This is a genomic window from Mycobacterium sp. TH-M116 (genome assembly GCF_057473685.1).
Genome location: NZ_JBYCLC010000012.1, coordinates 1 through 12,441, shown reverse-complemented (window position 1 = coordinate 12,441; position 12,441 = coordinate 1). Strand labels below are relative to the sequence as shown.

The following is a 12,441-nucleotide window of genomic DNA, read 5'->3' as shown; positions in this document are numbered from 1 at the left end:
TGGTGTCACACTCGGCGCCGAGCGTGACACCAGCGCCACGCTCGGCGTTGACTGGGTAATCGATCAGACGTCTTGGCCCGCCGGATGCGGGCCATCGGTGCCCCGGTCGACGGGGAACCACTTGCCGTCGATGACGTCGGGCGGGCCCTGCGCCTGAAGGCGGTCCCGTTCTGCCCGGCGGCGTTTGACCCGCAACCTGGCGTCGGCCGGGACGCTGACCAGTTCGTCGCAGGTCAGGTAGAACACGTCGTCGGAAACGTCGAGCAAATCGGCATCGACACGCCGAGCGCCCAACTCCCGCAACGTCATCCGAAGCTGATGGGTGAAACGCAGGGTGGTGTCATGGGCGAGTTCTCGTGAGCCGCGGGCGGCATCGGTGAGCCGCTGCGCGAGTGTCGCCGCCACCGCGGGGTCGCTGGGCGCGGCGGATGCGAAATGCGCCGCCGTCCGCAGCAGCAGCTGCGGGTCGTCGCCGAAGACTCGGGCGGCCAGTTCGGAGTCGCCGGGCCCGCGGTGCCCGATCCGGGCGGCAGCGGCATCGAATGTGGCGGCGGTGGCCGGCGACAACGCGCGAATGCTGCCGACGTTGCCCTCCCTGGCCAGCGCACGCAGCGGCGGGTCGCCCCGCAGCGCGGCAGCCAATTCGGCGGTTTCGATCGCGACGCGGTCGCTTTGCACGATCATGCCGATGCCGGACACGCTGCCCCGCGCCTGGGTGTGCTCCAGCGCCGCCGCCGTGACGCCGGTGTCGATGAGCCACAGTGCAGTCAATGTCCAGCCCTGGTGAATCCGGTCCCGCAACAGCGGAACCCTGACCACCAGAGCCGAATCCGGCAGATCGGCAAGCCGGGTGGCGTCCAGGTGCTCCGCCCCGGCGGCCGCCCGGTAAGCCTGTGTGTCGGCCTTGAGATGACGCAGCAGGGATAGTGACCGGGCTGCGACGAGGCCTTTGGCGACCGAGCCGAGCGTCCTGCCGACCAATTGCGGTTCTCCGAACGGCAACAGCTCGCCCGCCTCGGACTGCCCGGCCAGCGTGCGCCGCACCACAGCTTCTCGGTCCCAGCCCGGAAGCTGAGTGGCGGCAAGCGCATTGGCCGACACGCCGACATAGGGCCGGTGGCCGAACACCGCGACGGCTCTACTCCCCCACTCGTGATCGACCACATCGCCGAGCGCGAGCACCTGGCCCAGCACCCGGCCGGCCGCACGCAGCCCGCTCAGCTGGACGTCCAGGGTGATCGGTGTCAACGGCCCGGGCAGCGCCGCGGCGAGCGTGCTCGCACTGAAGACCGGGAACCGCGGATCGATCCGATCGTCGAACTCGCCCTCCATGCCCTCGGGTGCCGCACTGGACAACCCGTCGCACGACGAGCGCGGCCGAACTTCGACGGGAAGCGTCAATTGGCCGCCGTGGTCGGTAGCACCGGCGGCGTCGAGCCTGCGTCCGACGAGCCCACGCGCGGTGTCGGCGATGGCGTCGTACGCCTGCCAGCCACACTGGAACATCCAATCCTCATGTGCTGCAGCGGTATCGAGCTGTGGGGCCAACTGCGGCCAGCCGTACAGCCGATGCAGGCGTGACCGTGAGGTGACCGGCCGCAGCAGCCGCCACGCGGTGACCACGTTGATGGTGTCCGGGGTGGCCAGGTCCACCACACCGGTCCGGTCGGTGTTCAGCGACGACACCAGGAACCGCACCAGGTCGTCGATGTGCAGCACCCTGATCGGCTGCGTGGAAACCTTGCTGCGCAGCAGCGTGGCCACCGTGCGGCAGACCGCCCAGTCGAGCTGGCGGCCCACCGGCGGCGCGGCCCGGATCACCAGGGTCGGGCCCCAGCTCGTCGCTACCAGTGCCTCGGCCGGCTCATACAGATCGGGCCGGCCCGCTGCCTGCGACACGAACAGCAGCCGCGCCCCGGAGCGGGCGGCCGCGTCGGTCACCCGCGCGAGGCCGCCGATTTTCGCGCTTCCGGGCGCGGTCGGGTCGACTGGGGCCAGATGGATCACGGCGTCGGCTTCGTCGGCCAACTCCTGCAGCACCGGGTGGTTGAGCGACGCCTGCACGAACTCCACGGCCGGATCCAGCGCGCCATGGCGGCGCTCGGCGATGCCGGCGACACTGTGCCCGGCAGCGAGCAACTGCCGTGCGACCAGCCGCCCGATTGCGCCGGTGGCGTCGGTAATCAGGATCTGCACTGGGCTCACCCCTCCCAACGTCACCCTCGACAATAGGCACGTCGCCGTCGGTTACGCGACCGTTACCGCATCCGCGACACCCTGGCCTGCCGCGATGCGCTCGACGATTACCGCAGCGTGGCGCTGCCGTCCGCGGCGACGGCGACCTTGGCGCCACCGATATCCTCACTCACGCTCGCCGCGGCCGCGGCGGGATCGGCGAGCACGGCCAAGGCGCGGGCCCCGTCCGGGGTGCGCACGGCCACGAAGGCCTTCTCCGGCCGTCCCTCCCTGTCGAACGGTGTCGTCCACGCCTCGACGGTCCCGACGCCGTCCCACTCGACCAACGCCTTGCGGGTCGGTTCCCGATCCACCGAGGCCTGGACGTTCTCCCAACGAAATTCGTCCGGCGGTTGGGTGCCGTACACGCCGAAACTGTGCTTGGTCAGGTAGCCGCCGTTGGCGGTGATCAGCGCGCGCCGGCCGGGGTTGGCCACCAACAACTCGGCCGCGGTGGCGATGGAATGCATGACATAGTTGCTCCACGGACCGCCGGCGAAGGTCAGCCCCCCCGTCACGGTGAGCGGGCGGGCCGCGTCGTCGACGCTCAACCCCAGTTCGCGCGCCGCGACCTGGACCGCCGAGGGGAAACACGAATACAGGTCGACGTAGTCGACATCGTCGATGCCGAGCCCCGCCAGCTCGAGCGCCCGCGCCCCGGCGATCCGGATGGCCGGCGACCGGTGCAGCTCGTCGCGCTCGGCGACGGCGGGGGTGTCGTGGGCGTCGGCGCCCGCCTGGGGGTACACCCAGCGCTCGACGGGGATCTGCAGGCTCCTCGCCTGCTCCACCGAGGTCAACACCAGAGCGGCCCCCTGATCGACCATGTTGTTGGAGTTCAGCAGCTTCGTATACGGCCAGCTGACCATTCGGTTGCGGGGGCCGGGCTGCCCGATCTCCTCGGCGGTCATCGGTGTGCGGATCCAGGCGTGCGGATTTCCGACCGCCACGGCGTTGAAACGGGCCCACAGCTGTCCGATCCGCGCGAGGTGGTCCTCGATCGACTCACCACCCGCGATGCGCAGCGACTCCTCGAACAGCGGGTAGACGTACGACGGGCGGTCGAGCCGGATCCGCAGCTCGGCCTCGCCGCCCATCGGGACGTCTTCGCCGCTGACATCCGCCATCGGCACGGATTCGTCCTGGACCGTCCACACCAATTTGCCGCCCTTGGACTTCAGCCCGGTTCTGGTGCGCCAGGTCTCGGCGCCGGCCAGCAACACCACCCCGGCGCTGCCCCGCTGAATGTCCAGGCAGGCCTGGTTGACCAGCGACTGCGGCACATTGCCGCCGATCGGGCTGTACAGCGTGGTGAAGTCCGCGGCGCCGATTCGCCGGCCGAGCAGCAGCCCGGGGTCGCGGTAGCGGGCCGACAGCACGTTGACCACCCGGACGGAGTCCACGGCCTCGGTCACCCGGGGGTCGGCGGCTCGTCTGGCCGCGGCGGCCATGAGGTCCACCGGTTCGACGGACCGCCGCCGCGGGTCGATGTCGTCGCGGTGGTTGACCTGGCCGTAGCCGACCAACACCGGTGTCCTGGGGTCGACGGTCATAGACCGAACCTAGCGCGGGGAGCGCGGGCGGCCGCCGATGGCCCGCCCAGCGTCACGCCGGGCCGAACAGCACGCCGTCGGTGACGAGCCGGTCGATCTCCCCGTCGCTCATCCCGAGCAACGCCCGGCAGATCTCGCGGGTGTCCTGCCCGGGCTGCGGCGCCGGGCGTTGCCGGGCCGGCGGGATGTGGGTGAACGGGGCCGGACCCGTCTCCGCCGGCAGCGGACGCTCGATGAGCGGGTGCACCATCTCGGCGAACAGCTTGCGGTCCCGCAGCTGCTGGTCCTCCAGGAGGTCCGGCGGTCGGTTCATCGGCCCGGCGGCGACCCCGGCCGACTGCAGCAGTTGGGCAACCCGCGCCGGGGTGCGGGTGCGGGTCCAGGCGGAGACCAGCTCCACCAGCTCGCGCCGGTTGGCCCCGCGCGCCTCGCCGGTGGCGAATCGCGGGTCGTCGGCCCACTGCGGGCGGTCGAACGCCGAAGCCACGCAGCGCCATTCGTCGTCGTCGCGGATGGAGATGACGCACCATTCGTCGTCACCCGCGCACGGGTGCACGGCGTGCAGGGCGGTGTCCGCGCGGATCGCGGCCAGGCCCGCGGCGAGCGCGGCCCGGGTGACGTAAAGGGTGTCGAGCTGGTTGACCACGACCTCGGCCTGCGAGATGTGCACGCGTGCCCCGCCGCCGGTGCGATCGCGGTGGATCAGCGCGGCCAGCGCAGCGATGGCGGTGACCCGCCCGACGACGTGGTCGGGAAAGACCGTCGTCGCGTCGTAGAAGGCGTGCCGGCCGGACCCGGCCCGGTCGTCGGGGTCGGCGGGCGTCCAGAGCCGGGTGACGCCGGTGACGGCCCGCACCAGCGGCCCGTAGCCCATGCGGGTGCTCCACGGCCCGCCGTCGCCGTAGGCGCTGCTCTCGGCGAGCACAACACGCGGGTTGACTCCCCGCAGCTCATCGTAGGAAAAGCCCAGGGCTGCAAGAGTTCCGGGCTTGAAGTTGGCGAAAACCGCGTCCGCTTCGGCGACCAGCCGGCGAAAGATCCGGTTGCCCTCGGCGCTGCGCAGGTCCAGACCGAAGCCCAGGTTGTTGCGGTGGGTCCAGGCGAACGACTCGCTCATCGCCTCGCCGGCGCGGGCCTGCCTGAGCCCGTCGGGATGGTCGGCGCTCTCGATCTTGATGATCTCGGCGCCCAGGTCGCCGAACAACCGGCTCAGCTCGCCGCCGGCGACGATGACGCCAAGATCGAGGATGCGCAGTCCGGTGAACGGATGGTCGCCGACCCGGCCCGACGGCGACGTCACCACCGCGGGGCTCCCGGGCCAGCACGGCTGGTCCTGCCCGGCCGCGGGTGCGGGCGTGCGGAACCCGGCGCGCTGCCCACCGACCACGAAATAGCCGCTCGGTACCCGGGTGCGCACACCGGGGACCAGCTCGGCCTCGGTGATCGCGCCGACCGCCTCGAAATGGTCGGATGCCACGATCTGCGACGGCGTCAGCACCGCGGCGATCGGCACCCCGTGCGCCTGGCCGGCAGCCACCAGCTCCGTCATGGTCTGATCCTCGAACAACGCCTCGACCAGCACGCTGATCTGCGGCCAGGCCGCGAACCGCTCTGCGATCACGTCGTAGCGGGCGTCCTGGAAGGCCTCCGGTTCCCCCAGCCAGCGCCGCAGGCCGCGCCACTGCCGCGGCGCCATCACGCACAGCCGGACGTAGCCGTCCTTGCAGGCAAGGATCGGGTAGGCGTCCTGGTTCTTCGGGCGTCCGCGCCACCGCCCCGCGCCACGGATCCCGGCCGCGGCCTGCCCGTGCGCGCCGAACGCGGGGTCCAGCGACATGACAACAGCGTCGAACCGAGAAAAGTCAATGTAATCGCCCGTACCGCAACGCAACCGGTTGTAGTACGCCACGAGCGTGGCCCACGCGGCCTGCACGGCGGCGGTCGCCGAAGCGATGCCGTCCGGCGGCAGCACGGGGATGCCGGTGGCAGGCCCCGACCGCGACAGCAAGCCGCTCATCGCGTAGAGCACCGGATCGGTGGCGTGCCACGACGACCGAGGTCCCGTGGTACCGAAGTCGGTGATCGAGATGACGACCAGGTGCTGCTGGTGGGCGGCCAGCTGCGCGGCGGACGTCCCGAACGCGGCGGCCAGCCCTTCGGGCCCGCTGTCGACGACGATGTCGGCGCCCGCGGCCAGTTCGCGCAGCCGGTCACAGTCGTCGGCGTCGTCGGGGTCCAGCACCGCGCTGCGCTTGTTGGCGTTGTGTACCGCGAACGCGATAGCGGCGCCGGCCAGCGTCGGCAGCGCCTGGCGGGCGGGACTTCCGCCCGGCGTCTCGATCTTGAGGACGTCGGCGCCCAGGTCGGCGAACAGGCGGGTCACCGCGTCGGCCGCACCGGTGGACAGGTCGAGCACGCGCACCCCAGCGAGCAACCCGTCGGCCACCTGCACACCGTAACGGTCGGGGCGCTTGCGCGTCGCTGACCAGTGTCACACCGCGCCGGTGCGCGCGTCTGGATCCCCGGTCGGTGGACCGGGTGCGCGCGGTGTCGACTAACGTCACAGGCCGGTGCGCGAGTCCGTACCTGTCGACACGATTGCGATGGAGCCGATGGGGGGATCCCACGCGTGAGCACGCACTTGAGCTATGTCGAGGCGGTGGTGGTCGGCGCCTTCCAGGGCGTCACAGAACTGTTCCCGGTTTCCAGCCTCGGCCACTCGGTGCTGGTCCCGGCGCTCATCGGCGGGCAATGGGCTCAGGACCTCGACGTCTCGGCCCCCCAGTCGCCATATCTGGCCTTCATCGTCGGGCTGCACGTGGCCACCGCCGCGGCCCTGCTGGTGTTCTTCTGGCGGGACTGGCTGCGCATCGTTGCAGGCTTGGGGTCGTCGCTCCGGAATCGCCGCATCCAGACTTCGGGCGAGCGGTTGGCCTGGCTGCTGGTCGCGGCCACCATCCCCGTCGGGCTGGCCGGACTGCTGCTGGAATCGACGTTTCGCACAACACTGGGCAAACCCATCCCCTCGGCGGCATTTCTGCTGCTCAACGGCTTCGCCCTGTATGCCGGCGAGGTGCTGCGACGCCGCGTCGCACCGGCGCCGGCGGGCCCGGCGGCCGCCCAGGGGGAACAAACCCACGGCGGCGTGGCCGTCGACAACCGGCTCGCCCAGCTGCCCCTGGGCCGCGGCGTGCTGATCGGATGCGCCCAGATCCTGGCACTGTTTCCCGGCATCAGCCGCTCGGGCATCACCATCGTGGCCGGACTGTGGCGCGGGCTGTCGCACGAAGACTCCGCCCGCTTCTCGTTCCTGCTCGCGACGCCCATCATTCTGGCCGCCGGGCTCTACAAGATCCCGGAATTGTTCGGGCCGCTGGGTGGGGGCATCTTCGGACAGGTCGTGGCCGGCGGCATCGCGTCGTTCCTCAGCGCCTACTTCGCGGTGCGCTATCTCACCAGCTACTTCGAGACCCGCACGCTCACGCCGTTCGCCGTCTACTGCGCCGTGGTCGGCGGCGCCAGCCTGGTCTGGCTGACGCTGCGCTAGGCTACCCGGGCCTGCGTCCCGCAGGCGTACCGTAGGTTTCGTGTTGCCGGCCCGCGACGTGACCGCCCGCTTCGGGACCCGGGCATGAGCCGGCGCCAACCCGAACGGGACGCCCCGCAGCCAGAAAATGTGTGGGACTATCCGCGCCCGCCCAGGGTCGAACCTTTCACCGGGGCCATCACCGTCGAGCTGGGCGGTGCGGTCGTGGCATCGACCTCACAGGCCCTGCGGGTACTCGAAACCAGCCACCCGCCGACCTACTACCTCCCGCGGGAGGCGTTCGCCCCCGGGGCGTTGCGCGCGGCGCCGGGCAGCTCGTGGTGTGAATGGAAAGGCCAGGCCGCCTACTACGACGTCGCCGGCGGCTCCGCCGTCGCACCGAAGGCGGCGTGGGCCTATCCACGCCCGACACCGGCGTTCGCGCCGATCGCCGGCATGGTCGCGGTGATGGCGGCGCGAGTCGACCGTTGCACCGTCAACGGCGAAGTCGTGGAACCGCAACCGGGTGACTTCTACGGCGGCTGGATCACCAGCTGGATCACCGGTCCGTTCAAAGGCGTTCCCGGATCGAGGGGTTGGTGACGCCGTGGGCGACGACGACGTCGAGGTACTGGTCATCGGTGCGGGTCTGGCCGGGTTGCGTTGTGCGGGTCTGCTGGCGGCCGCAGGCCGTGAGGTGCGGGTGTGGGAGGGCGGCGACGACGTCGGCGGCCGCGTCCGCACCGACGTGATCGACGGCTTCCTGTGCGACCGCGGCTTTCAGGTGCTCAACCCGGCCTACCCGGAACTCGCGGCCTGCGTCGACATCGCCGGTTTGCGACTTCAACCATTCGCCGCCGGGGTGGCGGTGCGCCGCGAGCGCGGCACGGCGGTGCTGGCCCACCCGCTGCGCGCGCCGACATTGATGCCGAAGATGCTCGCCTCGGGCATGATCCGGCCCCGCGAAGCGGTCGGGCTCGCGCGCTGGGCGGCCGGGGCGCTGCGACCGCGGGCCGTCAAATCCCGGCACGGCGACCGCACCGTAGGCGAGGCGTTGGATCGCTGCGGTGCCCGTGGTGAACTGCGTCGCGTCGTCGACCGCTTCCTCGCCGGTGTGGTGCTCGAGGACACCGGCGCCACCTCCGACGCGTTCTGTCTGCTGCTGGCCCGCATGTTCGTGCTGGGGGTGCCCGGCCTGCCGGCAGAGGGCATGCGCGCACTGCCGCAACAGCTCGCCGCGCCGCTGGAAAGCCGAATAGAGCTGGGACGGAAAGCGACCCAGGTCGAGCATGACGGGAAGCGGTGGACGGTCCGGGGAACCGACGCGGTCGTCCGCGCCCGCGACGTCGTGGTGGCCACCGATCCGGTGGCAGCCGCGGCGCTCACCGGCCATCCACCGCCGGCCATGCACGGAGTCGTGACCGACTGGTGGGCCGCCGACGAGGCGCCCAGCACGCTGCCGATGCTCTGGGTCGACGGCCGGTCCCAGCCGCCCGGACCGCTGCTCAACACCGCCGTCATCAGCGCCGCCGCACCCAGCTATGCCCCACCGGGACGGCATCTGATCAGCGCCTCGGCGCTGCTGAAGACGGGCGGCGCACCTCCGGAGGAAAGCGAGACGCGGCGGCATGCCGCAGGCATCCTGGGCGTCGGCGGTCAGGGCTGGCGATTGCTGAAACGACACGTCATCGCAGACGCGCTGCCCGCGCAGCCGCCGCCGTTGCGCGTGCGGCGCCCGGTGCGCATCCGCGAGGGTCTGTGGTGGTGTGGCGACCACCGGGACACCGCCTCCATCCAGGGCGCGCTGGTGAGCGGACGGCGCACCGCCGAACAGATACTCCGACCGAGGTCGCCGTCGTCCTGAGCATTTCATTGCGCGACGCGCCGCCCAGTGCTGTGCTGACCTCATGGCAGACACGGCACCCGTCGGCATCAAGGTCCGCGGCAAGGTCATCGTGATCACCGGTGGCGCACGCGGAATCGGGTTGGCCACCGCGACGGCCCTGCACGAGCTGGGCGCCAAGGTGGCGATCGGCGACATCGACGAAGTCCGGGTCAAAGATTCCGGTGCAGCGCTCGACCTCGACGTCTACGGCAAACTCGACGTCACCGACCGGCACTCGTTCGCCGATTTCCTGGACCGGGTCGAGCGCCAGCTCGGCCCGATCGACGTGCTGGTCAACAATGCCGGGATCATGCCGCTGGGCCGCATCGTCGACGAACCCGACGCGGTCACCCGTCGCATCCTCGACATCAACGTCTACGGGGTGATCCTGGGCAGCAAGCTCGCCATCGAGCGGATGATCCCCCGCGGCCGCGGCCACGTCATCAACGTCGCCTCGCTCGCCGGCGAGACCTCCATCCCCGGTGCCGCCACATACTGCGCCAGCAAGCACGCGGTGATCGGTTTCACCGACACAGCCAGGCTCGAATACCGCAAAACCGGGGTGAAGTTCTCGGTGGTGATGCCGACATTCGTCAACACCGAGCTGATCGCCGGAACCTCGGGGGCCAAAGGGATCAAGAACGCCGAACCCGCCGACATCGCCGACGCGATCGTCGAGCTGGTGGCCGCACCGAAGCCACGGGTAAGGGTCACCAGGCTGGCCGGGGCGATCATCGCGTCGCAGAAGTTCTTGCCTCGTGCGCTGGCCGAGGGCATCAACAGGGTGCTCGGCGGCGAACACGTCTTCACCGACGACGTCGATGTCGCAACGCGGCAGGCCTACGAAGCCCGGGCCCGCGGCGACGAGTAGGCAGTGTTCACCTCAGGGGCGGACAATCGGCCAGGTGAGTTTTGAGACCGGAACACCGACCCCAGCCCAATCCGAATCGCTATCCGATGACGAACTGGCCCTCATCGACAAGTACTGGCGCGCCGCCAATTACCTGTCCGTCGGGCAGATCTACCTGCTGGACAATCCGCTGCTGACCGAGCCGCTGGAAGCCCGCCACGTCAAACCCCGGCTGCTCGGCCACTGGGGCACCACACCGGGGCTGAACCTGATCTACGCGCACCTCAACCGCATCATCGGCAACCGCGACGCCAACCTGATCTATGTCACCGGACCCGGGCACGGCGGACCCGGACTGGTCGCCAACGCCTACCTGGAGGGCACCTACAGCGAGGTGTACACGGGCATCGAGGAGGACGCCGAGGGACTGCGCAAGCTGTTTCGGCAGTTCTCCTTCCCCGGCGGCATCCCCAGCCACGTGGCCGCCCAGACGCCGGGATCCATCCACGAGGGCGGTGAACTGGGCTACGCGCTGGTGCATGCCTACGGCGCGGCTTTCGACAACCCGGACCTGGTGGTCGCCTGCGTGATCGGGGACGGCGAGGCCGAGACCGGGCCGTTGGCCGCCGGCTGGCATTCGAACAAATTCCTCAACCCGGCCCTCGACGGGGCGGTGTTGCCGATCCTGCACCTCAACGGCTACAAGATCGCCAATCCGACCGTGCTGTCCCGGATTCCGCAGCCGGAACTCGAGTCGCTGCTGCGCGGCTACGGTTACCGACCGATCACCGTTGCCGGGGACGACCCGGCAGACGTGCACCGGCAGCTGGCCGCCGCGCTGGACGACGCTTTCGACGACATCGCCGAGATCCAGGCCCGGGCGCGCCGCGGCGGCCGGCCGGAGCGGCCCGTATGGCCGATGATCGTGCTGCGCACCCCCAAGGGCTGGACCGGTCCCAAGACGGTCGACGGGAAAAAGGTCGAAGGCACCTGGCGGGCGCATCAGGTTCCGCTGGCCGAGACCCACGACAACGCCGAACACCGGGCGCAGCTCGCGGCGTGGCTGCGCAGCTACCGGCCCGAGGAGTTGTTCGACGACACCGGCGCGCTGCGCCCCGAACTGCGGGCGCTGGCCCCCAGCGGTGATCGCCGGATGAGCGCGAACCCGCACGCCAACGGCGGGCTTCTGCTGCGCGACCTGGACCTGCCGGACTTTCGCGACTACGCGGTGCAGGTGTCGCGGCCGGCGACCGAAACCCACGAGGCGACCCGCGTGCTGGGGACGTTCCTGCGGGACGTGATCGCCCGCAACGGCGACCGGTTCCGGCTGATGGGGCCCGACGAGACCGCCTCCAATCGACTGGACGCCGTGTACGGCGCGACGGACAAGGTGTGGCTCTCGGAGACGACGCCGGATGACGAGCACCTGGCCCCCGACGGCCGCGTGATGGAGGTGCTCTCCGAGCACCTGTGCCAGGGCTGGCTGGAGGGCTACCTGCTGACCGGCCGGCACGGGCTGTTCACCTGCTACGAGGCGTTCGTGCACATCGTCGACTCGATGCTCAACCAGCACGCGAAATGGCTGTCCACCAGCAGGGAACTACCCTGGCGGCGGCCGATCGCCTCGCTGAACTACCTGCTGACCTCCCACGTGTGGCGCCAGGACCACAACGGCGCGTCGCACCAGGACCCCGGCTTCATCGACCTGGTCGCCAACAAACGGGCCGAGCTGACGCGCGTCTACCTGCCGCCGGACGGCAACACCCTGCTGTCAGTGGCCGACCACTGCCTGCGCAGCCGCAACTACGTCAACGTCATCGTCGCCGGCAAGCAGCCCGCGCTGGCCTACCTCGACATGGACGAAGCGATCGCGCACTGCACCCGCGGGCTGGGCATCTGGCCGTGGGCGAGCACCGCTACCGGCGAACCCGACGTGGTCCTCGCGTGCGCCGGAGACGTCCCGACGCTGGAGACGCTGGCCGCCGCCGACATCCTGCGCCGGGAACTGCCAGACCTGGCGGTCCGTGTCATCAACGTGGTCGACCTGATGCGCCTGCAGCCGGAATCCGAACACCCGCACGGGTTGCCGGACAAGGAGTTCGACGCCCTGTTCACCCGCGACAAGCCGGTGATCTTCGCCTACCACGGCTACCCGTGGCTGATCCACCGGCTCACCTACCGGCGCACCGTGCACCCGCACCTGCACGTGCGCGGCTTCAAGGAGCGCGGCACGACCACGACGCCGTTCGACATGGTGATGCTCAACGACCTCGACCGTTTCCATCTGGTCATGGATGTCATCGACCGGGTGGACGGGCTGGGCAGCCGCGCCGCGCTGCTGCGCCAGCGGATGGCCGACGCGCGGCTGGCCGCCCGCGCCTACACACGCGAG

8 protein-coding genes are annotated in these 12,441 nt (G+C 70.6%); 5 read left to right on the top strand and 3 right to left on the bottom strand.

Translation table 11 applies throughout. The features are described 5' to 3' along the window. Window positions 1–63: 63 nt before the first annotated feature. The 3 genes from AC2VOK_RS00300 to AC2VOK_RS00290 all read right to left on the bottom strand — a co-directional run bounded on the left by AC2VOK_RS00300 (window position 64) and on the right by AC2VOK_RS00290 (window position 6,240). The gene (locus tag AC2VOK_RS00300; RefSeq protein WP_428898689.1) at window positions 64–2,196 is read right to left on the bottom strand and encodes an NAD-dependent epimerase/dehydratase family protein; all 2,133 of its coding nucleotides are present in this window, start codon (window positions 2,194–2,196) and stop codon (window positions 64–66) included. 107 nt (window positions 2,197–2,303) lie between these two features. Continuing rightward, window positions 2,304–3,788 carry an acetyl-CoA acetyltransferase gene (locus AC2VOK_RS00295; protein ID WP_428898688.1) on the bottom strand — a complete coding sequence of 495 codons (1,485 nt, stop codon included), beginning with the start codon at window positions 3,786–3,788 and terminating at the stop codon, window positions 2,304–2,306. 52 nt (window positions 3,789–3,840) lie between these two features. Then, window positions 3,841–6,240 carry a CaiB/BaiF CoA-transferase family protein gene (locus AC2VOK_RS00290; RefSeq protein ID WP_428898687.1) on the bottom strand — a complete coding sequence of 800 codons (2,400 nt, stop codon included), beginning with the start codon at window positions 6,238–6,240 and terminating at the stop codon, window positions 3,841–3,843. Between the two features lie 177 nt (window positions 6,241–6,417). Between AC2VOK_RS00290 and AC2VOK_RS00285 the strand changes: the two genes are divergently transcribed. The 5 genes from AC2VOK_RS00285 to AC2VOK_RS00265 form a co-directional block, all read left to right on the top strand. Next, on the top strand, window positions 6,418–7,335 hold the full coding sequence (locus tag AC2VOK_RS00285) for an undecaprenyl-diphosphate phosphatase (RefSeq protein ID WP_428898686.1): 918 nt from the start codon (window positions 6,418–6,420) through the stop codon (window positions 7,333–7,335). 84 nt (window positions 7,336–7,419) lie between these two features. Next, on the top strand, window positions 7,420–7,917 hold the full coding sequence (locus AC2VOK_RS00280; RefSeq protein ID WP_428898685.1) for a DUF427 domain-containing protein: 498 nt from the start codon (window positions 7,420–7,422) through the stop codon (window positions 7,915–7,917). A 4-nt stretch (window positions 7,918–7,921) separates the two neighbouring features. Then, window positions 7,922–9,178, top strand: coding sequence for an FAD-dependent oxidoreductase (locus AC2VOK_RS00275; protein WP_428898684.1), 1,257 nt, complete (start codon window positions 7,922–7,924; stop codon window positions 9,176–9,178). A gap of 43 nt (window positions 9,179–9,221) precedes the next feature. Next, window positions 9,222–10,070, top strand: coding sequence for an SDR family oxidoreductase (locus AC2VOK_RS00270; RefSeq protein WP_428898683.1), 849 nt, complete (start codon window positions 9,222–9,224; stop codon window positions 10,068–10,070). 34 nt (window positions 10,071–10,104) lie between these two features. Beyond that, the coding region (locus AC2VOK_RS00265; protein ID WP_428898682.1) for a phosphoketolase family protein at window positions 10,105–12,441 on the top strand (2,337 nt) is incomplete at its 3' end.